Annotated in this window: 14 protein-coding genes; all 14 read left to right on the forward strand. The window is 50.8% G+C overall.

Translation table 11 applies throughout. From position 1 onward, the window contains the following. Positions 1 to 50: 50 nt before the first annotated feature. A complete protein-coding gene (locus tag SH451x_RS05170; RefSeq protein ID WP_479361377.1) occupies positions 51 to 1,250 on the forward strand; it encodes a hypothetical protein in 1,200 nt (399 codons plus the stop codon). A gap of 192 nt (positions 1,251 to 1,442) precedes the next feature. Continuing rightward, positions 1,443 to 2,288: an ATP-grasp fold amidoligase family protein gene (locus tag SH451x_RS05175; RefSeq protein WP_479361378.1), complete on the forward strand. Its 846-nt coding sequence runs from the start codon at positions 1,443 to 1,445 to the stop codon at positions 2,286 to 2,288. 430 nt (positions 2,289 to 2,718) lie between these two features. Next, on the forward strand, positions 2,719 to 3,849 hold the full coding sequence (locus SH451x_RS05180; RefSeq protein WP_479361379.1) for a glycosyltransferase: 1,131 nt from the start codon (positions 2,719 to 2,721) through the stop codon (positions 3,847 to 3,849). Positions 3,850 to 3,890: 41 nt separating this feature from the next. After that, a complete protein-coding gene (locus tag SH451x_RS05185; protein WP_479361380.1) occupies positions 3,891 to 5,120 on the forward strand; it encodes an ISL3 family transposase in 1,230 nt (409 codons plus the stop codon). 208 nt (positions 5,121 to 5,328) lie between these two features. Beyond that, positions 5,329 to 5,886, forward strand: coding sequence for a WcaF family extracellular polysaccharide biosynthesis acetyltransferase (locus SH451x_RS05190; RefSeq protein ID WP_479361381.1), 558 nt, complete (start codon positions 5,329 to 5,331; stop codon positions 5,884 to 5,886). Beyond that, positions 5,876 to 6,865 carry an NAD-dependent epimerase/dehydratase family protein gene (locus SH451x_RS05195; RefSeq protein WP_479361382.1) on the forward strand — a complete coding sequence of 330 codons (990 nt, stop codon included), beginning with the start codon at positions 5,876 to 5,878 and terminating at the stop codon, positions 6,863 to 6,865. The genes SH451x_RS05190 and SH451x_RS05195 overlap by 11 nt, the downstream gene beginning before the upstream one ends. 119 nt (positions 6,866 to 6,984) lie before the next feature. Beyond that, entirely contained in the window at positions 6,985 to 7,341 is a 357-nt protein-coding gene (locus SH451x_RS05200) for a hypothetical protein (RefSeq protein WP_479361383.1), read from the forward strand. A gap of 81 nt (positions 7,342 to 7,422) precedes the next feature. Then, positions 7,423 to 7,944, forward strand: coding sequence for a hypothetical protein (locus SH451x_RS05205; protein ID WP_479361384.1), 522 nt, complete (start codon positions 7,423 to 7,425; stop codon positions 7,942 to 7,944). Next, positions 7,941 to 9,224 (forward strand): WcaI family glycosyltransferase, encoded by a 1,284-nt coding sequence (locus SH451x_RS05210; RefSeq protein WP_479361385.1) that lies wholly within the window; start codon positions 7,941 to 7,943, stop codon positions 9,222 to 9,224. Before SH451x_RS05205 ends, SH451x_RS05210 begins: the two co-directional genes overlap by 4 nt. A 283-nt stretch (positions 9,225 to 9,507) precedes the next feature. Beyond that, complete coding sequence (gene xrtU / locus SH451x_RS05215; RefSeq protein WP_479361386.1) at positions 9,508 to 11,304, forward strand: exosortase U; 1,797 nt, start codon at positions 9,508 to 9,510, stop codon at positions 11,302 to 11,304. A gap of 518 nt (positions 11,305 to 11,822) precedes the next feature. Then, positions 11,823 to 13,601, forward strand: coding sequence for a hypothetical protein (locus tag SH451x_RS05220; protein WP_479361387.1), 1,779 nt, complete (start codon positions 11,823 to 11,825; stop codon positions 13,599 to 13,601). Between the two features lie 1,576 nt (positions 13,602 to 15,177). Continuing rightward, positions 15,178 to 17,031, forward strand: coding sequence for a TIGR03790 family protein (locus SH451x_RS05225; RefSeq protein ID WP_479361388.1), 1,854 nt, complete (start codon positions 15,178 to 15,180; stop codon positions 17,029 to 17,031). Positions 17,032 to 19,042: 2,011 nt separating this feature from the next. Continuing rightward, positions 19,043 to 21,484 (forward strand): polysaccharide biosynthesis tyrosine autokinase, encoded by a 2,442-nt coding sequence (locus SH451x_RS05230; RefSeq protein WP_479361389.1) that lies wholly within the window; start codon positions 19,043 to 19,045, stop codon positions 21,482 to 21,484. Positions 21,485 to 22,935: 1,451 nt separating this feature from the next. Further along, complete coding sequence (locus SH451x_RS05235) at positions 22,936 to 23,751, forward strand: hypothetical protein (protein ID WP_479361390.1); 816 nt, start codon at positions 22,936 to 22,938, stop codon at positions 23,749 to 23,751. Positions 23,752 to 24,308 lie beyond the last annotated feature (557 nt).

Genomic DNA, 24,308 nt, shown 5'->3' on the forward strand with positions numbered 1-24,308 from the left:
TTTCGCGTGCATCGTAAAGCGTCAGTAAATCCACAATAGATACCTGCGTCGTGTTACCTCCTAAATATGTGAATCTTCTCTTATTAATTGCCGGTTTTGGATTGGGGCATGGCTCGCTATTTCTTGCGAATACCTATTTAGTATGGACGAGTAGCTTCAGACTTCTAGCTGAATTCGGTGCTGCACATACGATAGTCACTCTCATCTACTTCATCTGCGATTGGGGAGGCATACTCTATCTCGCGAAAGAAACAATGGTTGATAATCCGTTACGAAGGTCGGCGGAAGAAAGCTATCTTGCTTTAACTACCACCAGACTCATCGTGAGCGCCCTTTTTATCATTTTCTTCGCCGTGTCGCTACACAGAGAACCTGCAACTTTCTTCAATAGTTATTGTACTTTTGGTTGTTTAGGTTTGCTTGTTTTTGCCTTCAATGCAAGTGGGTTACTCGATGGCACCTCAAGAGCTGGGGTCTCAGGCATAACATTAGCTATACCAATTGTCTGTGTTGCGTTGGCACTTCCCTTGTGTGTTTCTATGGATGATTTCAATGCTGGTCGTGTTCTCGGAGTCGTCTACTCAGTTGGGATGTCGGTGGCTGTGACAGTTCAGCACTTAAGTCTTAAATTAAACTATTATTCTGCTTGGAAGAGTCTAACTTGGAAGACAGTTTTCATTGTGGGACGTCAGTCGGTTCCATATATGTTGACCTCGCTACCGGGTCACGCCCTGTTTCGGCTACAGGTCGTTTTGGCTGCGATGTATTTGCCTACAGAACTAGTGGCATTGTTTATTTACGCCCGTCAGCTAATTGGCGTCGGTTATCAGGGCGTAGGTTTTTATCTACGAGTTGATTTAAATGAGTTTGCCCACTACTTAAAGACGCGGACTCCCTCGGCAGTCGCCGTAATTAAAACGTCTTATGCGATACGTCTCGGGGTGTTGGGAACTCTTTGTTTGTTGGGAGTGTCTGCGATTCTGTGGAACGCGAGGTCAGATCTCGCCTATACCCTCTTACTCTATGCGCCTTGCATTGCGATGGCCGCAACATCAGTGACATTACAGCGAGTGTTTTTGCTGCAATCTCGGGGGCAGGAAAATGTAGCGATCCTAGTTTTTAGCGTACTCTTGCCGGTGGGCTTGTTCATGCCTTTTGTTTTATCAGGGGTGCTCTGGCCGCTGATAGCAATTGAATTCTTACATCAACTTGTGCAATGTATTCTGTACATGGTCCGTTGGCGTTCATAGAAGGAGTTCGGAAATGCATTTTCCGACAGTTCGTCCGTTGAGCTATCGAGCATTAGTGTCGGTCGTGGCTCATTCGCTGTAGGTGAATCAATTTACTGACTTGGAGTCGTAAGCCCAAGACAATTTTCGGATAAATGTCTATCAAATTGAGATCATCCTTTTTTTACACAAAAGCTTCATCGATGAAAATAAATGAAACGATCACGTTTTGACTATTATATACGGGCACTTAGCTGCCTTCCTACATTTCTTGCAAGTCGGATCGAATATATTCGGAAAATTCGGAAATGGCCGAATTTCACCACGCCGCGATCGTTCAGCGAAAAAATTCATTTTCGAAAACAGCATGCTGATTTGCCGAAGTTGGCAATGTTGGCAGACAAACTCACGGTTAAGGATTTCGTAGCGGCAACAGTTGGTATGAAATATATAATACCAACAATTTGGTCAGGTACAGTTATACCAAAATTTACTGAGCAAAATTGGCCAATACCATTTATCTTAAAGGCGACCCATTCATCTGGTGATATCTTAATCGTCCGAACTGAAAAAGACTTAGATTGGAATCAAATTGCAGAAGTCACGCAACAATGGCTAAAGAGAAAATATCCCTCCGCACTCAATGAACGTTGGTACGACTTGGTTTCACCTGCGATATTGGTGGAGCCGTTTCTTAAAGAAGATTTGAGCGACTATAAATTTTTCGTCTTTGAAGGGAATGTTCGTTATATCCAGATAGACACTGGAAGATTTACACTACATCGGCGAAGTTTCTACGACGTGAGTTGGAATAAACAACCGTTCGGGTTACAGTATCCCAGTGACGATTCGGCTCATCCGCCTCCAGAGAATCTATCAGAAATGATCGCTGTGGCAGAAAAATTAGGGGCTAACTTTGATTTTGTCCGCGTCGATTTATACGATCTACCAGACGGGCCGAAATTTGGCGAACTTACTTTCGCGCCAGGATCCGGACTTGAAAGGTTTGATCCACCGGAGTGGGATTTACGATTTGGTAGTTTTTGGAAGATTAGTTAAGATATGCAAGTAGTTAAGATATGCAAGAAATTCTTTATTGTACTATCTAAAGAAGTTCTCTGCTTGTGTGTTGCTATGTTTTTCCGAGTGCCGCTTGTCTTTCGCGTTATATTAGTGCACGCTCGACTTCTTGCTTCATTCGTTGGGAGAGGGTGATAGTGCAGTTGTGATTGGGACTACTCGTATACTGAGGTAAATCTACGCAGCTAAGCTTTGTATTGCGTCAGTTGAAAGTGGATTTGGGGGCTGATCGAGTTATTCTATTGTCCGAAGGAGGGCATTACGATGACACGATCTCGACGAAGTTCCGCTGCGCTTTGCTATGTACGAATCTTTCCATAGTCTTGGGCGGAATTTGCCCTCGCCTTTCGTTTGCTTTCTTTGTCAGCGCGAAGTGCTTGCGGTTCTACACGAATCTTATTGAGGAAACATGAATTATCTGTTCATTTTGGAGAGTTTGGCTGTTGAGAACGGCGGCCCGCCCCGTGTTGCATCAGCTGTTGCAAATATTTTAAGTTGCAAGGGGCACTCGGTGACCGTGGGGTGCGTTCCCACTTCTCGTGAGACTGTCCAACTAGAAAATAAAGTGACCGTTGAGCACCTTTGCCAACAGAAGGGCTTGAGGTTTCTTGGCGCTGCTTCTCGAAAAATTTGCCAGCTTTCGAAGAAAGCCGACGTAGTAATCGTCAGTGGCATCTGGGGGCCGATAGAGGGTTTGGCGTTGTCAATTTCCGGGATAGACCCTAGCAAGCTGTACATCCGTTCCTGCGGTATGTTGGAGGAGTACATTCTTAGAAAGTCTAGGTTGAAAAAATTTGTCGGCATGAATGCATATGTGCGCAAGAACTTGAGCACGGCACAGGGAGTGTTGGCCAATACCGAAATTGAGGGAAGGCGGATATCGAATTTGCTTCCCCAAGCGAGGATTGCCATAATACCGAATGGTGTGTCAGTTCCTATGGAGCCCGCTATCTCTCGGCGAGAGGCGTTATTTCAGCTCGATTTAAAATTAGGGGATCGGCAGAAAGTTATGCTTTATCTGGGGAGGATTGATAGTAAGAAGGGATTGGATCTTTTTATCTCTCCTTTTGCCCGCTTTTCCCGCGAGTATCCAGAATGGTGTCTCGTAGTTGCTGGAATGTTCAGCAATTTTGAATACAAGAAAAAAGTTCTTGCCCTTGCCGAGAAGTTCTCAGGGTGCGTCCACTTCGTTGGCGAGGTAAGTGGTCTTAGAAAGTCGGCATGTTTTGCTCTTGCCGATGCGTTTGTACTCCCGAGCCACAGTGAGGGTTTTCCAAACTCGGTGATCGAGGCGTTGGCCTGGGGGATTCCCGCTCTAATAACGCCAGGGTGTAATTTTCCCGAGTTGGAATTGGCGCAGGCTGGGTTAACGTCCGAGCTTGACGAGAGAAGTTTAGGTGAAGCGTTGCGCAATCTATGTCTAAATAATGATCTTGACAAGTTGGGTAGAAATGCTCGAGAGTTGGTAGAAAGCAAGTATTCAATTGAGTCCGTCGCGGACAAATACGAAGCGTTAGCTTTAAAACGGTCCATCCGGTAATTTCGTGAAGTTGGTAGAATCTGGGCTGGAGGAAATCAGCCATGCAAGACAAAGAATTATACCAACACATCCTTGGACTCAACAATCCGTGGTCTGTTCAAGAAGTCGTTCTGGATCAAGTAGCCAAAGAGATTGTCGTTCGGGTAAACCACCCAGATCAAGCAACATTCTCGTGCTCGCAGTGTGATCACACTGGCGTATGCTATGATCATGCCGAAGAGCGACGCTGGCGGCATTTGGATTCGTGTCAATTTAAAACAATCCTTGTGGCACGTGTTCCGCGCGTCCAATGTCCCACGCATGGTATCAAGAATGTCGCAGTGCCTTGGGCAGAAAAGCATAGCCGGTTCACCTTGCTCTTCGAACGTTTGGCGATCGACGTGCTGCGAGCAACGCAAACCGTCAAAGGAGCCATGAACATCTTAGACATTAAATGGGACCAAGCCTGGAACATCCTGCAGCGTGCTGTCGAGCGTGGCCAAGCTCGCAAGCAAGCCAAACCAATCCCGCACCTTGGTATCGATGAAAAAGCTTTTCGCAAAGGTCATAGCTATGTGACCATGCTCTACGATCTGCAAAACAGTACAGTCGAAGCTATAAGTGAAGGGCATGATGTCGAGAGTGCAAAAGCCTGTTTTTCTCAGCTTTCTGAGGATCAAATCGCTTCAGTACAAGCGATCGCTATGGATATGAGCCCGAGCTTTGTGCGAGCCACCAAAGAAACAATTCCCCTTGCTGAAGAGAAGATCGTGCATGATCGATTTCATGTGATGCAGTTAGCGAACAAGGCGGTTGATAAAGTGCGTCGGCAAGAGCATCGCTCGTTGCTGTCGTTGGGAGATGATCGGCTTAGCAAGACAAAATACTTATGGCTCAAAGGCGAAGAGAGTTTGAGCGAAGCACAAAGCGAAACGTTCGCCTCGATTTATCATGGCACGATGCAAACAGCGAAAGCTTGGTGCTCCAAAGAAATTCTTCGAGGACTTTGGGACCAGTGCGATGCGAGCACAGCGACGCAGTATTTTAACAAGTGGTATCGCAGTGTGATCCATACGAAGCTTGAGCCGATGAAGTCCGTAGCCCGGACGATCAAAGAGCGACTAGGCAACGTAGTTAGTTACTGTACGCATCGGATCACGAACGCCGTGGCCGAAGGGATGAACAGTAAGATCATGTCGATCAAAAGGCGAGTAGGCGGCTATCGCAACGTAGAGAACTTCAAGACTGCAGTTTACTTCCGCTGCGGCGGATTAGATCTCTACCCACGATAATCCCGGATGGACCTTTTACTTGCTGTGTGACTCACTGTAGAATGTATGAGCAAACGCTGAGCAATCAATTCTTTAGTCTGCAGTAATACTTGGACATATTGGAAGTTGCGATCGTTTATTCCAACTACGAAGGACGTTTTCGTGCTCAAGGATTGAGCCGAAGGGTGCCTACTAATACTAAGTTTCTATGTAGAGTTTGGAGTATTGCTTGTATCAAGATTTGTCAAAATTTACGCTTCCTTCGCGGTTTCGAGGTAAGAGTGCAGTTTTTGTGATGCTATGGTGGTGCATCCAGGCGACTTTGTTTGCTTGGTCGCCTCGGCCTCTTTTCTCATGGCGAAATTTCTTGCTCCGACTCTTTGGTGCAGAGATTGGAAAAAACGTTATTATCCGGCCAACTTCAAAGTTCACGTATCCATGGAATCTTAGAATAGGCAATAACTGCTGGATCGGCGACGATTGTTCTATATATAATCTCGATAAAATAGAAATTGGTGATAACGTTGCCATTGCCCATTCAGTTTATCTATGCGCGGGCACGCATGATTACACGAAAGTAGCTTTCGATATATTGGCGTTTCCCATCAAAATTGAAAACGAAGTTTGGATTGCCAATGATGTGTTTGTCGGTCCAAACGTCACAGTCCATCGTGGTGTGGTCGTTGGCGCGCGTAGTACTGTCCTGAGTGATTTACCTGAAGGAATGATTTGCTTCGGTTCACCAGCGAAGGCCGTAAAGCAAAGAGTAATGGTGGATGATGAATAGGGTTCTTATAACGGGCGGTTCAGGATTTATTGGAACAAACCTTATCGGGGCTTTGTTGGCGGATAACAGATCTTCTGACGTTTCAGTGCTAAATGTTGACATTGCAAAACCGAAAATTCCCGCCATGGACGCCGTATGGCGTCCCGTGGATTTGTTAGACTCGGAACGCTTGAGCAGCGTTACGCAGGAGTTTCGTCCGACTCATGTAGTGCATCTAGCCGCGGTTACCCATTTAAGGGGAACTTCTCTCGCTGATTACGCGGCTAATATCGAAGGAATGGAAACGCTCATTCGGTGTCTAGTCCGCTGTCCAAGTTTAAAAAAAGTGATTTTCACTTCATCAATGTATGTGTGTCGTCCAGGATACCAGCCAAACTCAATAGACGATTTTTGTCCGCATACTATTTACGGTGAAAGCAAGGTAGAGACTGAGAGGATTATTAGACAATCCAAGCTTCCATTCAATTGGAATATCATACGCCCGACTTCGATCTGGGGACCGTGGTTTGATGAGCCTTACAATTTGTTTTTCAAATTAGTGATGTCGCGTAAATATTACCATCTCGGATCACGCGCGTGCACCAAAACATACGGTTATATCGAAAATACAGTTGATCAAATCATTAGTCTCTTGTTTAACTACGACGTTAGCCTCACAGGGGAAGTGTTCTATTTAGGCGATGACCCGCCATACAATATCTCCGCATGGGCCGATGAAATCGCCGAGGCCGAAGGCTTTCGTATTCGGAAGCTGCCATTTGCATTTTTCAGTGCGGCAGCGCGTTTTGGAGATCTATGCAAAATTGCCAATGTTTCTTTCCCGATGACGACTTTCAGATTAAGAAATATGACCACGGATAATATTCTTGATCTGTCACCGATACTTGCTATCGCTGGAGTTCAAAAGATTTCACGAATTGAGGGAGTCCGCAGAACTATGCAATGGATGAAAGATCAACAGCCTGATGCCTTCCGGTAACAGAACTATTCGACGTGTCTGTGCTGGGTTTTGGCTGTGGAGTGTCAGCTGAATAGATGTTGCAAGTTCGCTACTTGTGAGCGTTTCGGAATTCGGTCTCCTTTTATTAGGTAGTCGTCATGAAGTTGACAAAATCTCGGAAAAATATATTTCGCAAAATTTTTATCGCCTCCGTCTGTCTAGTTCTACTGACGGAAGGTATTCTACGCTACTTTGGATTAACAGATTTCCCTCTGTACATCAGCGACAAACGCATAGGTTACGTACAGGGGCCGTCGCAAAGCGGCTACTTTTCAAATAAGAACCGATGGTTTGTCAATGACCGTAGCACCAACACTGAACTCGATTGGCACGCCAACGGTAACAAAGATCTTTTGTTAATAGGTGATAGTATTGTCTGGGGCGGGAATCCATACGATCAATCCGAAAGGCTAGGGCGACAACTCGAACTGAAACCACAAGGCTGGCGAGTCTAGCCAGCAGCTGCAGGCAGTTGGACTGTCGAGATGCGGCGGAATGGATGAATCGCAATCCAGACGATGTGGACGAAGCGGACCGTGTCATATGGAATTTTAAATAGCGGGTACTTTTTGCCTGCATCGCAGTGGCTTGCAGAAGCTACACACCCGACACAACGTCCATACTCCGCTGTCTTGTATGCGATCGAAAAATATATTGTTTCAAGAATCGGGAAATACTGGTCGAAAGTTGAGCCAACTAGCACATTGGAATTTACTGCAATCGACGAGTCAAGCGCTAGTGTTTTCGAAGACTGGGTCTCTCGATTGAAGGAAAATGGTACAAAAGTGTTAATTGTTTATTATCCGGATCGAGCGCAGGTCGAAGGTGAGAAGGTCGCTGTTCGTAAGTATGAAAAGTTCAGAAAAGTTCTTGCATCGAGGTTAGGGCCTACGCCCCACTTCTTGGAGGTAATGTCGTCGCCAAGCTGGAATACTTCACGATATAGGGATAGTATTCATCCAAATACCGATGGCATCAAAAATCTCGTCAACCTGATCGTTGATGAACTTGATTTCAATGAGAATTATCTTGAGAAAGAAATCCCGACTAAAGAATGAAATTTTTTCTCCATGGGCTCAACTTTTCTCCAGAGGAAATCGGAATAGGAAAATTCTCCACGGAATTGGTGGAGTGCTTAGCTTGCCACGGCATTTCCTGCACGGTTATCACCACGCCACCTTATTATCCGCAGTGGAAGATCTGGAACGGATATGCGGCGGGAACTTTCTCGTTTGAGAGAAGAGATCCAAGTTATAGGAGTCAAAAACTAGGAAAGTTAGAATCACCCGATAAGCAACTTGAAAGCTGGGAGATAGTAAGGTGTCCTTTGTGGGTTCCAGCCCGTGTGAACGGCTGGAAACGAGTAGTGCATCTGTTGTCTTTCGGATTGTCAAGCGCTCCGGTCGTGATTTTGAAAGCGCTGCGATTGAAGCCGGATGTGATCATGACGGTTGAACCGGCCGCGTTCTGCATGCCGAGTACGTGGCTGGCAGCCAAATTTTCAGGTGCCAAATGCTGGCTGCACGTCCAAGACTTTGAGGTCGACGCGGCCTTTGAACTCGGCATCCTAAAGCACCCATTGCTTAAAAAAATCGTCTTGTGGATCGAGGGTTTTTGGATGCGTCGCTTCGACCGGGTGTCGAGCATCTCGCCACCGATGGTAGATCGCCTGCAACGTAAAGGGGTCGATCCCGAGCGGACGGTGCTCTTTCCGAACTGGGTCGATTGCGAATCGATCTTTCCGCTGGAAGACCCGCAGCAGTATCGGGCACAGTTTGGACTTCCTCCCGACAAATGCATCGCGCTCTACGCTGGCAATATTGGGGCAAAACAGGGGCTGGAAATCATAATCGAGGCGGCAAAGCTGGCGGGCGAAGCCTCCACCGTCCACTTCGTCATTTGCGGAACCGGAGCTGCTTTCCCAGCGATCCAAGCTGCAGCGCAGGGGTTATGCAACGTTCAATTGTTACCGCCGCAGCCACTGGCGGACTTCAACAAACTGATGAATGTGGCGGATGTCCATTTGCTGCCGCAACGCAGCGATGCTGCCGACCTCGTGATGCCTTCCAAACTCGGAGGGATGTTGGCTAGTGGTCGCCCCGTGGTCGCGTGTGCCTCGCCTGGCACTCAAATCGCCGATGTGGTGGCCGGACATGGTGTCGTCGTTGCGCCTGGTGATTCCGCTGCATTTTGTGATGCAATTCGGAGACTAGCACAAAATCCAGGCGAACGATTGCGCTACGGTCGAACTGCCAGGGAGTTTTCGCTAAAAAACCTTGATCGAACAGCGATCTTGCAACGTTTCTTAGGTAATTTGACAAGTATTTGCGCACAATAAAGGGTCGGAAATCACCTCATTTTCTCTTCCCCACTCTCTATATCACACGTATGTTGATGTTATGCGTGGATCATATGATCGGATCTCCGGTAGTTTAACGAGAGCTTAGTTCACCGGTGGGGATGGGCTCGCTACAATTCTCGATCGTCCCGTGGACGTACCACGGCGCTCGCAATTTCGCGTGACGAATTCATTCCGATGGAGCTGCGTACTGCATAATTCCGGGATGCAGTTTTTCACCGAACGCGCGGACCCGCTCGATACGGTTTTCAGTACTTACAAAATGCTCAATAGATCTCGGCTCGAAATTCTAGGTTGGTTAGCTGCATTAGTGTGTCTGTTCGCTGCTTTTGCCCTTCCGCTTACCGATTTCGCGGAACGTCAGCTCGATAGCCCCGAGTATCAGGGGTTTCCGATCGTACTGGGCGCCATCGCAATTATGGCTTATCAGCGAATTCGTGCGGGACTTGCTAATAGCACGCCGACGGATACAACGCTTACCCGCAACAGAAAGTGGTCGATTATTGGGATCGGACTCCTGGCCGCCCTTGGTTGTTTTGTCGGTGTTCGCGTCGGTAGTCCTCGAATCGTGGCCTTGTTCTTGATCGTTCTCTGTGCGGGAGCGGTACTCGCGATCAATTCAGTACTTCGCGTGAAAGGATTGTGGGCCGTCTGGTCACTCATGTTCCTCGTGCTTCCACTGCCCATGAACCAGGGAGCACGCCTCACCGGGAACTTACAACTTTTGAGCAGTTGGCTAAGTAGTCAAATTTTGGAAGTCATCGGCCTGCTGCATCTCCTGCGCGGCAATACATTATTGCTGACCACCAAAGAACTCTTCGTCGACGAGGCCTGTAGCGGCATTGTTTCGCTGATTACGATTATTTCTGCCGTGGCGATTTATTGTGTTTGGTTGCGCAAGAGCCTAGTCCATACGTTCGCCATGATCGTCGTCAGTATCTTCTGGACGGTCTTGATGAACAGCATTCGGATTGTGTCGATCGCTGTGGCACTCGAATGGTGGAATTTGGATTGGTCGGAGGGAACTCCCCACACCCTTCTGGCGGTCGTTCTTTTCATCGTCAGCTTGGGTGTGCTGCGCATCGTCGACCGCTTCTTTAGCGAATTCTTTCAGCCGATCGATGCCAGTTGGCGTTTAACTGATAGATCGGACAGTACTGCAGGTACAAAACTCATGGTCTTATGGGACCGTTGGTTCGCCAATCATTACGAAGGTGAAGCCATTGTGGTACAGGATGACACTAGAGAACCGGGCGCATTGAACAAAGCCTCCAGTCGAGTGTCACTCGACGAGAAATATCAACCCGTGCAAGATGATGCCAATCGCTACTGCACCAAACTAGTGTTTCAGAGCGCACTAGGGCTACTCCTAAGCTGGCCAGCTATCGGCATATTTTTCCTTGCCGCGATTACCACTCCCAGGTCACTATTCCTCTCAAATATAGATGAAGCTGCGAAGCAGGATAGTATGGCTATTGCGGATCAACTCAAAGCCGGGGACGACCCATGCGGTGACGTACATGACATCAAGCTTGTTAGTTTTGAGAAGATTAAGAGGCAGCGGGATGACATCAGTGGCGAGTTTTCGGCAGTATGGACATATGAAGGTGCGAATCAACAAAGTTATATAGTATCCCTCGACTACCCGTTTGGACCCTACTGGCATGAACTTCAAGATTGTTATGTGCTGACCGGTTGGCTGGTAGAAAACTATAGGGTTCGTCAGTACTACATTAACGAAATTGAATGGACGATAAGTCAATTTAACATCAGTCGTGACGGCGGAGTACAGAATGCAGCTGTCGGCTATTTGGGGTTTGATATCAATGGCGAAGCGATATGGAGGGCGGATTCAACTATCGCACGACCAATTCTTGAAAGATTAGAGTTGGTGCTTGGAAAAATTGACAGAAATTACTATTACCAACTGCAGGTGTTTGTTCCGCAAAGCGTGAAGACGCCCGAAGAAGAAGCGAAAATGCTCGAGATCTTGTGTGAAGCGGGTGACGTACTGCGGAAGAAATTGGCCATCGCGGAAACGGCAGAGGCTGGGAATTGATGTGTGGTTGTTGGATGGAAAGGCGACGCTCAGTGGCGGTGTTATGAACAGTTTGCAGTACCGGCTTCAGCCGGTCTTTCGCGACTATCTTGCGCCGGCTTCTTGGCGAAGCCAGCTACGATGCGCTTGATTCCGCCTGAAGGCGGTACTACAAACGGAACTACGAACAGATTCCGCCTGAAGGCGGTACTACGAACGGAAGCACGAACTGTTGATATTGGGTGCCACTGCTGGCTTGCCCAGCAGTGACGTGGCCGAGCGGTGCGTTCCCAATTGTATGATACGTTATGTTGTTTTCCCGTAGCTGCGTTCGCCCCGAACGCGGGTGCATCTGGGTGCGTTTCCTTATGTGTCCCCGGCTTCTGGGCGAAGCCAGCTACGATGCGCTTGAAGGATGCGCTTGATTCCGCCTGAAGGCGGTACTACGAACGGTACTACGAACGGAAATGTGAACTCTTGCCGCCTGACGGCGGTACTACGAACTTAGTCTATAACTCAACTACGACCTAAAAGCTGATATGCCTTCAAAATACGATAGAGACGGGAAATCATGGCGTGATCTGCCGTCCCGCCTCTTCTTCGGTTTCATCGATGGAATCGGGAACGTCGGTCGCTTCATCACTCGCCCCGTCGAACGCTTCTTCGGCCGCGCAACAAGGATCATTATCGAAGGCGCTGATGCCACCGAACAAGGCGGTACGTTCCTCGCCAAAGCACTCGGCTTCGCTCTTGCCCCGTTCCGATTTGTCGGCGCAGTGCTCTTCTCGGCCCTGCGGCTGCTCCGACTGGACGGCGTTGTAGCCAAAATCGGACGCGTGCTACTCTGGCCAATCCTCGTGCCAGGTCGCGCCTTTGTGGGGTTCCTCGGTGCGTTTTACTACTCCCGCTCGCGCAAACTATTCTTCCTCGCCATTCCAATGATCGTTCTCGTCGGCGGAATCGGATTTGTAATCTATCAAGTCCAATCGCAGAGCAATACCGGTATCGCGAAACGCTACAAAAAGGCACTCGATACCGCCATCAAAACCGAAAATTTTGAAGCGGCGGCGCTCTATCGGCAAAAACTACAACAGCTCGAGGCCTCAACCGATCGCATCGAACTGCAACAAGCTTCTCGCCTCCTCGAACAAGGGCAAATCGAACAAGCCTACGCTCTGATCGAACCACTTGCTAACCTCGAAACTGGCGGGCCTCCCGGCGCACACTTCTGGATGGCCGTCCAACTGCTCGACGCTGATAAACCGAATACGCGCAAACCGGGCCTTGAACCAATCGACGCTGCCGAACGCGCGCTAAAGCATATCGACCGCATTATGGCCGAAGGGGTCGATACCCCCGAACTCAGCCTTCTGCGCGCCCTGGCCAACCTCCGCATGGGACAGTTCGCCGAAGCTCAAGCTCTGCTCCTACCGCTCCGCGATACCTCGCTCCCCGCCGCCATAATGCGCTTCCAAATAGACTTACAATTGCGTGACCAAGAGGCGATGCGGGCTGACGCCGAAGCCGTCGTGCGAATGGTCGATCGCGAACGATCGATTACAGCCAAAGCCGATCAAGGCGTCTTCGCGACTCTCTTTACCGCCGAAAGTGTTATGGAACGGCTCGCCCAAGCCGAAGAGATCGCGCGGCAATGGCACGAAAAATTCCCCGAAAATCCCGACGCGCTGAACGCCTTGCTGGCGATGCAACTGAACCGCTTCAACCGCCAATGGCCGATCGCCGTCAGCAGCGAGTTCGATCAACTGGCCGATCTGGCGATCGATATCTCGGCCAAGACCCGCAATGCTCCTCAGCGGCCGATGACCCCTATCCTGTTCGAAATCGATGCACAACCGACCGCTCGAGCTCAAGAGTTCCTCTCGATTCTGAAAAACAAATCGAACATCACGGGCGAAATCTTGGCTTTCTTTGGCACGGCCGCTGCCGCTAAAGAAAAATATCCCGAAGCGCGGGAGTTACTGGAACGTGCGATTACCGCCGAGCCTCAGTTGCAGGTTGCTTGGAACAATTACGCTTATGTGATCGATCAAGGTTTCCCGGAAGAGATTTCGTTGGCCAAACAAGCGGCTGACAAAGCGGTCGAGTTGAATCCTCAGGACGTTCATGCCCGTGATACTCGGGTCGATATTCTGATCCGGGCCGAAGCTTGGGAGCCAGCGATCGCCGATCTAAACGTACTGAATAACGCCGCTTATGATGCCACCAAGGTCCATTCGCGGCTGGCCGTTGCTTATCGAGCCATCGGGAACGAGAAGCTGGCTAAGACTCACGAGCAATTGGCGGTGCGGAAGGATTGAACGCCTGCGGCGTGTTCTTGGTTTCCGCTTCGCGGGTTCTTAGTTCTTGGTTCTTAGTTCTTGGTTCTTAGTTCTTAGTTCTTGGTTCTTGGTTCTTGGTTCTTAGTTCTTAGTTCTTGGTTCTTGGTTCTTGGTTCGTAGTTCTTGGTTCGTAGTTCTTGGTTCGTAGTTCTTGGTTCGTAGTTCTTGGTTCGTAGTTCTTGGTTCGTAGTTCTTGGTTCGTAGTTCTTGGTTCGTAGTTCTTGGTTCGTAGTTCTTGGTTCGTAGTTCTTGGTTCGTAGTTCTTGGTTCGTAGTTCTTGGTTCGTAGTTCTTGGTTCGTAGTTCTTGGTTCGTAGTTCTTGGTTCGTAGTTCTTGGTTCGTAGTTCTTGGTTCGTAGTTCTTGGTTCGTAGTTCTTGGTTCTTGGTTCTTGGTTCTTGGTTCTTGGTTCTTGGTTCGTAGTACCGCCTTCAGGCGGAAGCAAGCGCATCCTACAAGCGCATCGTAGCTGGCTTCGCCTAGAAGCCGGGGATGTGCTGGGAAGCTTTTCCGTTTCGCCACGAGCACTGCTGGACGAGCCAGCAGCGGCACCCGTTTTCAGGAAAGCTCAACAGCCTTTTAGCAGTGGCACCCGTTTTCAGGAAGCTCAACAGCCTTTTAGCAGTGTGGCAACCGTTTTCAGGGATTGCTTCGCCTAGAAGTTGGTTTCATCTAGATGTATTAAAGCCCGACGGGCTGACAGATCCTCTGCCGGGGTCGAAGGCCCCGGTCCCAAGCCTTTGTATCGCAGATAGGCCCGGAGGGTCGACACATTAATTATTCGTGTGTCAGCCCTTCAGGCTTTTTGCTTTTGATCTACAACTATCCGGTGGTTAACACCACCGGCAGAAGATGTGTCAGCCTTCCAGGCTTAAAATTCCCCCGCGTTTAATCACTGAATCGCGGAGCGATGGCATATTCTAGCCTGGGGTGGAGCGAAACGAGCTGAAGGCGAGTTTACGCGGAACCCCAGGTATAACGCCCCAATGGTTTCTGAGTCGCGGAGCGACGGCATTCAAAACCAGCGTCACGTCAAAACGAGGCCGCCGGCGGTTTAACCTTCTGCCGTCGCTCCGCGACTCAAACGCATCTTGGTGCCTCCCGACCTGGGACTCACGTCCCAGGCTATCGTCTGTCATTGCTCCGCAATTCGCAGAAGAAAGCGCAACGTAGCTGGCTTCGCCTAGAAGCCGGGGATGTGTTGGGAAGGTTTGCTGTTTCGCCACGGGCACTGCTGGACGAGCCAGCAGCGGCACCCTGTTTTCTGGGATTGCACCTAGAAGACAGTTTCATCCGATTGGATTTAAGCCCGACGGGCTGACAGATCCTCTGCCGGGGTCGAAGGCCCCGGTCACAAGCCCTTGTACTGCTCGCAGGCCCGGAGGGCCGATACATTAATTTTTCATGTGTCAGCCCTTCAGGCTTTTTGCTTTTGATCTACAACTATCCGGTGGTTAACACCACCGGCAGAGGATGTGTCAGCCTTCCAGGCTTAAAATTCCCCCACGTTCTTGGCGAACTCAGCTACGGGAAAACAACAAAACGTATCATAGACAAATGGGTACGCACCTTTTCGCCACGAGCACTGCTGGGCAAGCCAGCAGTGGCACCCTGTTTTCAGGAAAGTCCACCGAACTTCCTCCGCGTTCTAGGCGAACGCGGCTTCGGGAGATGCAGCCAACGCATCGATACTGCAGCATAATCAACCGTGATACGCCCGCAGGCTTCGCCAAACGGCTGATGAGCCGTATCATGGATGGATATTCGCAACTTACCTTTCATTTCACAAATATGAAAACCTACACCTACGCTCTTCTCTGCTGGGCTATCCTCGCCGGCGCGCCTACCACCTCGCGAGCACTCGAGCCGTCGCAGGTCGCGATCATCGCCGCCAAAGGCGTCGCGGGCTCCGAACAACTCGCCAAATACTACGCCCAAAAACGCGCCATCCCAACCGCCAATATCTTACTCCTGGACGTCGAAAACGAAGATTCGCTCGACCGGGAATCTTGGACGAAGACCGTTCGCCCCGCCATTACAACTTGGCTGAACGACGCAAACCGCGCGGAACGGATCCAGTGCATCGTGACTATCCGCGGAGTCCCCCTGAGCATCACGGGCACTTCAAAAACGACCGTCAGTTCGCAACTGAGCGGATTTTATGCTGCCGAACAACAACGCTTGCTCCGTAAAGTTACGAACCTCGTGAATGGTTTGGAGAAACTGCCTGCCCGAGCTGACTTTGAAGCGACCAGCTTTGAAACCCTGGAAGCGTTGAACTCGGAAGAGTTGAACCAAATCGTCCAAGAAACTGTCGAAGCGACGAATTCACGGATCGCGAAAACTCCTCAAACTAATAACGCTCAATTGAGCCAAGAGTTTACGGGCCTACTGACCGGCATCGGCGGGATTGAGCTGATCGGTCAGTTGATCGGCAACAGTCTGGCGAACGCTCCGGCCGACGGAAAGGCACCGCAATTGGATCAAGCTCGACTGAACCAAGCCGCCGTGCGCGGGAGCAGCGAATCGTTGATGCTGATGCTTGAAAAGACAAAGCAAGTTTCGGCGACGCCCGAAGTGCTGGTGCTGCGAATTGCGGCCATCGAACGTCAAAACGGTGCGTTGGGAGCGCTGCGGTATGTTCGCGAACTGGTTACGCCACCCGAGACGGCGCTGGAGACCAGTTTCGATTCCGAGCTAATCACATTGTTGTGGCCGAGTGATTTAGCCGAGGTCGCTTCGCCCAACTTCTTGAACCCTCGGATGGAAAGCCATTCGTTGCGAACCATCTATCCGACGTTAATGGTCGCACGGATTGACGCTCCGACGTGGCCGATTTGCAAGCGGTTGATCGATGACGCGATTGCCGCCGAGAAGTCGGCGTTGAGCGGAAAGTTTTACTTTGACATCCGAGGTATTGCGTTGCAGCAAAACGCTCCGCAGCGCGGGATGGATTTTAACATGGACCAATCGTTGAACGGTGTCGCGGTGCAGTATGAAAGGGAGTTTGCGGAACAGACGGTCGTCGATCGCGAACTGACTTTATTTGCAGAAGGAGCCTGTCCTGATATTGCGATCTATTGCGGTTGGCTGGCGACCGCGGAGTACGTGGACATTGGCAATTGGAAGCTGGGTTCGATTGGATATCATTTGTCGCCCATCAGTGCGACGGAGTTGCATGACGCGTCGAGCAGCACGTGGGTAACTCAGATGTTAAACAATGGAGCGTGTTGTGTGGTGGGGAGTACCTCGTTTGCCGCCAATGAGTTGTTAGTGCCACCTTATTTTTTTGCACCTGAGCGGTTTGACGGTACCAACACAATTGTAGAAAATTATTTTGCGGCGCTGGAGCGGACCCATACGCCGATGATTTTGATCGGTGATCCGTTGTACCGGCCAAAACTGAAGTAGTAGATCAACCGCCTGCATCACCCTGCGGGCGCGTTACCCCCGTAGCTGCGCTCGCCAGAACGCGGGAAATCTGGTTGCGTTTTCCGTAGCTGCGTTCGCCTAGAACGCGGGGATTTCCAAAGCCTGGAAGGCTGACACATCCTATGCCGGTGGTGCTAACCACCGGTTGGGAATATTCGAAAAGCAAAAAGTCTCAGGGGCTGGCACACCGATATGCAATGTGTCGGCCCTCCGGGCCTTCTAGGAGTACAAAGGATTGGAACCGGGGCCTTCTACCCCGGCAGAGGATGTATCAGCCCTTCGGGCTTTTCTCTTTCCGTAGCTGCGTTCGCTTAGAACGCGGTTGCCCTGGGTGTTCTTCCTGAAAACGGGTGCCACTGCTAACAGGCAGTTGAGCTTCTTGAAATCGGGTGCCACTGCTAACAGGCAGTTGAGCTTCTTGAAATCGGGTGCCACTGCTAGCAGGCCGTTGCGTTTCCTGAAAACGGGTGCCACTGCTGGCTTGTCCAGCAGTGCTCGTGGCGAAACGATAAACCTTCCCAGCGCGCCCCCGGCTTCTGGGCGAAACCAGCTACGATGCGGATGCTTCTGCGAATTGCGGAGCAATGACAGACGATAGCCTGGGACGTAATTCCCAGGTTGGGACACAAGGGATGCCTCTGAGTCGCGGAGCGACGGCAGAAGGTTAAAACGAAGGTGGACTTGACGTTACGCTGAGCACAATGCCGTCGCTCTGCGACTCAGAAATCGTGGGGGCGTTATACCTGGGGTTCCGCGTAAACTCGCCTGCAGCTCGTTTCGCTCCACCCCAGGCTAGCATATGCCATCGCTCCGCGATTCAATAACGATACGCGGCAGAATCGGAACTCGCTTTCCGTAGCTGCGTTCGCCTAGAACGCGATTGCACTAGGTGCTCTTCCTACAACGGGTGCCACTGCCAGCAGGCCGTTGAGCTTCCTAAAAACGGGTGCCACTGCTGGCTTGTCCAGCAGTGCTCGTGGCGAAACGATAAACCTTTCCAGCGCGCCCCCGGCTTCTAGGCGAAGCCAGCTACGTTGCGCTTGAAGGGTATCCGGCCTTTCGCTTCCAACCCTCATCCAGCACATCTTAGCGGTCGGTATCACGGCCCAGTTGTCGTCGATGGGCGAGGCGAACGCCCACGGCGGGCCGACGATGCCAAACGACGCCGGCCATTCTTATCGGTTCTACCGATTGTGCGTTCCGCTAGCACTTCTACTCTGCCCTATTTTCTACTCAGGGCATACCACTGGCTTATTTTGCCCTATGGTTAGGGGACCGTCCGCAAAAGCCATGAAGGTCTGATGAATGTAGGGTTAAAAGGTCAGGCGTCGATTGTGCAAAGCAGCCCACGGGCCGCTGCGGCATTCGACTCTTGAGTTCCAAACAACCTGCGAGTCCCATTCACTCGACCTTTTGACTTTGACGGTCAGGCAGTCTTTTGCTGCGTTTCAAATATGAATCGAAACTCAGCGGGATTAACTGTTGTTCATCACCCTTGCATGAGATAAATTTAAACCGATTGCGGGGGCGGCGAAATCAATGGGGGGTAGGTTGATTACTTGTAAAGTGATCAATCTGTGCGGTTGAGTCACTTAAATTGAGTACGTTTGGTGGATAGCAACGTTGTGAAGGCTTATGCGGTTCGCAACCGATGCACCGGACGTCCTTAATGTAAGCGTCAGGGCGCAAGCCCTACGGTGTATTTGTTTTGAGTCATCCAGAAGAACCGGACCGCTTGCGCCGTGCCGACGAGAAAAACCGGACGGCTTGCGCCGTGCCGCTTACGATGCATGTAAAAAAGCAAGTGCACCAAACCGAATACAAATTTTTGACCGCGAACAGTCCCCGCGATAAAATGGTCGGAGTCGCTAACAAGTGGAAGTTCTTGGGTGTGCAATTCACGTCGTCATAGGCTTGAAACCGCACCAGACTTTCGCACGATGTCCGATCGCGAACCTTTAATTGCAATTGTGCAGATGCAGGCCAATTTATGGCGATGATCCCTAACACGGAATTACAGATACAGCCACGTGACCAGTATTTACCTTCGCGTAATGGCGATTGGGACGAGGCATACGCGGCCGAGCCTGACGTTGACAGCGGCATCGATTTTCTAGGGATCGCTTGGCGGCGCAAATGGATCCTGATCCTGTTTGCACTCTTGGGCGCAGGCATTGGCTATTTGGTATACGTCAAAACGCCGACCACTTACGAATCTGCCGCCAGGTTGATGATCTGGACGCAGGCTCCCCCCGTGATGGTCAACGGCAATGCGATGATGCAGAAGGTGTCGTTGCCGAAGCATGAGAGTTTGGTGATGAGCAATCTGGTGCTCTCGACTGCGATCGCCGAAGGCAACTTCAGCGAGATGGAGACCTTCGCTGATGCTGATTCGCCGATGATGTATTTGCAGGAGAACTTGGTTGCCGCTGAAATCGCGAAAGACTCAGAAGCACTGCAACTTTCGATTACCGGACCGAATCCAGATGAACTTCCGGAGATATTAAGACTGATAATCAGTTCCTACGAAAAAGTAGTTGCTCAAGATTCGGCCGACACGGGCAACGATTCGGTCGTGGTGATGGAAAATGTACGGAAGCGATTGGAAACCGAAAAGGCGCAACTGGATGAAAAGTACTTTACGCTTTTTAAGAAGCTCGGACTTACGAACACAGGCGATGTCCAGGTTGCCAATCCGTTCACGGAAAAAATCGCAACGCTTACCAAACGGATTGACGAAGAAGAAATCGAGCTGGACGAAGTGCTCTCCCGTATTCGGACGCTGAAAGACTTGCAGAAGACTAGCACTGATGAAAAATCGGAATCATTCCGCTTGATGGCGGTCGCCGGCAGACAATATTTGGAGCTACCAGCCACTGCGAAGAACGACCTGGAGCGATATCGAGATGTCATGCGTAGCCTGCCCTTGGAGATTCAACGACAACACCAGGGCCTTGCCAAGGAACTTGAAGACCTCGATGTAAGCATGAGCAAGAGCGAATACGAAAAAGCAAGACTTTCACGTACATATGGTCCCCAGCACTTTTCGATACGGGTGATTGATACTGAGCTGGCGGAGATGCGTAAACGGGGCGATCAGCTTCGCGAACAGTTGACGGCAATTGAGAAACAAGCTGCAGACTTTCTCGGTGACAATTCGACGGCGGCAGTCGAGGATCTGGATCGCAAAAACGATCGCGAGGTCATCCATATCTACGCACTGTCTCTAGCCCATGATCGTGATCGTCTTTCGGAGAACATTGCCACGCACAAGGAAGTTTTGCGGCAAACGGAATCCGAAGCGGCTTCGATTTCTTCCGACCTAGCGGAACTGAACTTTCTAAAGGGGCAAATCGACGAGAAACGAACTTCCGTGCGTGAGGTACTAGATCGGCTCGCAGAAATGAACGCGTTAGCGTCCAACTACGCGTACACCAAGGTGCGTGTCATCGACCCACCAACGATGGCTGAGCCCGTGTTTCCAATCTTGCTTTTAAATCTGGGATTGGGAACTATCCTCGCATCCATGTTGGGTTTTGGTTTGGCGTTTTTGGTGGACTGGTCGGATCAAGCGTACCGAAATCCGCAGGAGATCTCGACGGCCTTGCGTACGCAAGTTATTGGCAAAGTGCCGGTGATTAAAGATGCACGCCGCAGCAAGAATCGTACGGCGTCGCTGACGACGCTTCACCGATCGAATTCGGTCGCCTCCGAGGCGTTTCGCGCGATCCGCACCTCGGTCGCTTATGCGGCGGGTAAGAATATGCATAAGGTATTCATGCTGACCAGCCCCTCGCCTGGCGATGGTAAATCGACCGTCTCCGCGAATCTAGCTGTTTCGCTGGCTCAAATGGGACGTAAAGTTTTGTTGATCGATGCCGACTTCCGCCGTCCCCGCGTGCATCAGATTTTCGACGTCGACATGAAACCAGGCTGCTTGGATTTCATCGAAGGCCGCGCTGAATTGGAAGCGGTCATCAAACCGCTGGAAGAGATGCCTACGCTGCATCTGCTAACCACGGGCGGCTATCCAGCGCATCCGGGTGAATTGGTATCGTCGGCGCAATTTGAAGACATGATCACGCAACTGCGGGCCGATTACGATTTCATCGTCATTGACGCTCCGCCTGTATTGCCGGTCGCCGATGCCACCGGGATGGCTGGGGCGGTCGATATGGTATTGTTGACGATCCGCATTCGTCGCGGTGTCATCGTGGCGTCGCAAAAGGCCAAGGAGCAGCTTGACATGGTAAATGCCCAGCTAGCTGGGATCATCGTCAACGGCGTGGACAACAATCCCTATTACAGCGACTACGGCCGGTATGGTTATCGTCATGGTTATGGATACAGCTACGGTAGCCACAACAGCTATGGCAAGTACTATGACAGTCTGAAAGAGAAGTACCACGACCGCGGCCGCGAAGACCGATAACCGGCAAAGTTCGTAGTACCGCCTTTAGGTGGCACCAAGCGCATCTTTTAAACGCAGCGTAGCTGGCTTCGCCTAGAAGCCGGTTGCACATTGGGCAGCTTTGCCACTACGCCACGAGCGAGATCAGCCGCAACGCGATAGCGTGCGGGCACGGTCCGTGACCAAGTGGCGAATCGTTCCATCATACCCAACCGGCACACGCCCGCAGGCTTCGCCAAGCGGCTGATAGTTCCCGACCCATTGGGAAGGTTTGCTGTTACGCCACGAGCACTGCTGGACGAGCCAGCAGTGTCACCCGATATTTCGTAGCTGGCTTCGCCTTAAGCCGGGGGCGCAATGGAAAACGCACCAAACTTCATCCGCGTTCTTGGCGAACGCAGCTACGGAAAGAGAAAAGCCCGACGGGCTGACAGATCCTCTGCCGGGGTCGAAGGCCCCGGTTTCAAGCCTTTGTACTGCTAGTAGGCCCGGAGGGCCGACGCATTGCTGATCGGTGTGTCAGCCCTTCAGGCTTTTTGCTTTTTGAACATTCCCAACCGGTGGTTCCCACCACCGGCAGAAGATGTGTCAGCCTTCCAGGCTTAGGATTCAACCGCGTTTCGTTCCTGAATCGCGGAGCGATGGCATATTCTAGCCTGGGGTGGAGCGAAACGAGCTGAAGGCGAGTTTACGCGGAACCCCAGGTATAACGCCCCAATCATTTCTGAGTTGCGGAGCGACGGCATTAAGCTCAGCGTAACGTCAAGTCCACCGTCGTTTTAACCTTCTGCCGTCGCTCTGCGACTCAGATGCATCTCTTGTATCCCAACCTGGGACTCACGTCCCAGGTTATCGTCTGTCATTGCTTCGCAATTCGCAGAAGCAAGCGCATCGTGGCTGGCTTCGCCTAGAAGCCGGTTGCACATTGGGAAACTTTGCTGTTACGCCACGAGCACTGCTGGACGAGCCAGCAGTGGCACCCGTTTTCAGGGAATGCACCTAACTTTACAGTGAACCCACCGAGATTCCCCGGCGTTCTAGGCGAACGCAGCTACGGGAGGGATGTGTTGGGAAGCTTTGTCATTTCGCCACGAGCACTGCTGGGCAAGCCAGCAGTGGCACCCTTTTTCAGAGAGCTCGACTATCTGTTGCAGTGGCCCCCTTTCCAGGATCTTACCTTTTTGTTTGCCGGCGCAACCTTCTGAGGAAGGTCACTCTCGTGTTACCGGTGACGCTCGTCTCAGACGCCGCAAGGCGGCGAAAAAGCCCTTGTTTATCCGCTTTTAGCCCGAAATTTGGTGTGAAAAACGATTGCAAAGACTTTTCGGAGTTTTCCTGTGGAAAATACTCGGCGGTCGGTTGATTCGCCCAGGAGTGGGATTAAGATTGGCAGGTTCGCCTTAACGGGCTATTGCGCGAGCAGGTGAACTTTCAATCCTTCCGAATTTCATATTTCCAAAGAGTCATTATCAATGCGTATGCAATTCCTCTCATTGCTAACGTTGCTCGTAGCGAGCACCGTCTGCAGTTCTGCGACGGCAGCCTTGAATTTGTCGTCGTCCAATAACTGGACGTACACGCAGAATTTCGATACCCTCGCAAGCTCTCCGAATACAACGAGCACCGCGCTTCCTGAAGGCTGGTCCATTCACGAGCCTCAGGGCAACTCTTCTTATCTCGTGTATCCAGGCCATGCGAATTCGCCAGATTCAATGAGTTATGGTTCTGGCGTTTTCAACAATGTTCCTTTCGGTTCAGGACCTAATTCGGACCGAGCACTAGGTTCTAGTGTTGGCGGGAACATGTTTGGAGCATCTTTTCAGAACGGTTCACAGTCTTTAATCGATGGTTTGGCTATTTCTTTTATAGGAGAACAGTGGACCATAGAATTCTCAGGTGCGAGCTTTTCTACGGATCGCCTAAACTTTCAATATTCGCTAAATGCGTCGAGCCTGACTACGGGCGCATGGGTTGATTGGGACGCTCTTGATTTTGTTCCGCCGGTACCAGGAGGGGATACGTTGAAAGACGGGAATAGCCCTGCGAACCAAACTGCGCTTTCGAGTATGCTCAACGTGAATCTCAACGCAGGTGAAATTATTTGGCTTCGTTGGGTGGACTTCAATAACTCTGGTACCAATACCGGTAACGCTGGCTTAGCGATCGACAACTTTTCGATCACCGCATCTGCTGTTCCTGAGCCATCTTCGATGCTACTGGCAGCTTGTGGACTTGGTTATGGCGCGGCAAGCCGTTGGCGTAAGCGACGGTCGAAGTCTGCTAAGTAACCACCCTGCGTGGAAGTAAAAATTCCAAGCTTCCGGACATACTAACACGGACAACTTAAAAGCCGCGACTCATCCGTCGCGGCTTTTTTTCTTGCTGTATCAGCCGCAAGGCAGGTTGGGTGCGCCTCCGGCGGTTCTTGGTTCTTGGTTCTTGGTTCTTGGTTCTTAGTTCTTGGTTCTTAGTTCTTGGTTCTTGGTTCTTGGTTCTTAGTTGAGCGAGCGTGAGAGAAGAGCCGGCAGGCTGCGCCAAGTGGCTGATTGAAGCCAACGTGTTGGGAAGCTTTGTCATTTCGCCACGAGCACTGCTGGGCAAGCCAGCAGTGGCACCCGTTTTCAGGAAACGCAACCGTTGGCAGTGGCACCCTTTTTCAGGTAACACCTAGAAGCCAGTTTCATCTGATTGGATTTAAGCCCGACGGGCTGACAGCCCCTCAGCCGGGGTCGAAGGCCCCGGTTTCAAGCCTTTGTGCTTCTCGCAGGCCCGGAGGACCGATACATTCTAATCGGTTTGTCAGCCTTTCAGGCTTAAGATTCCCCATGTTTCGTTATTGAATCGC

The sequence above is a fragment of the Njordella aestuarii genome (genome assembly GCF_056494165.1).

Bases quoted from the DNA above. Each gene is read 5' to 3' on its own strand.
- SH451x_RS05175 (WP_479361378.1), top strand. From the start codon at position 1,443: ATGAAACGATCACGTTTTGACTATTATATACGGGCACTTAGCTGCCTT.
- SH451x_RS05180 (WP_479361379.1), top strand. From the start codon at position 2,719: ATGAATTATCTGTTCATTTTGGAGAGTTTGGCTGTTGAGAACGGCGGC.
- SH451x_RS05185 (WP_479361380.1), top strand. From the start codon at position 3,891: ATGCAAGACAAAGAATTATACCAACACATCCTTGGACTCAACAATCCG.
- SH451x_RS05195 (WP_479361382.1), top strand. From the start codon at position 5,876: ATGATGAATAGGGTTCTTATAACGGGCGGTTCAGGATTTATTGGAACA.
- SH451x_RS05200 (WP_479361383.1), top strand. From the start codon at position 6,985: ATGAAGTTGACAAAATCTCGGAAAAATATATTTCGCAAAATTTTTATC.
- SH451x_RS05210 (WP_479361385.1), top strand. From the start codon at position 7,941: ATGAAATTTTTTCTCCATGGGCTCAACTTTTCTCCAGAGGAAATCGGA.
- xrtU (WP_479361386.1), top strand. From the start codon at position 9,508: ATGCTCAATAGATCTCGGCTCGAAATTCTAGGTTGGTTAGCTGCATTA.
- SH451x_RS05220 (WP_479361387.1), top strand. From the start codon at position 11,823: ATGCCTTCAAAATACGATAGAGACGGGAAATCATGGCGTGATCTGCCG.
- SH451x_RS05225 (WP_479361388.1), top strand. From the start codon at position 15,178: ATGGGTACGCACCTTTTCGCCACGAGCACTGCTGGGCAAGCCAGCAGT.
- SH451x_RS05230 (WP_479361389.1), top strand. From the start codon at position 19,043: ATGGCGATGATCCCTAACACGGAATTACAGATACAGCCACGTGACCAG.
- SH451x_RS05235 (WP_479361390.1), top strand. From the start codon at position 22,936: ATGCGTATGCAATTCCTCTCATTGCTAACGTTGCTCGTAGCGAGCACC.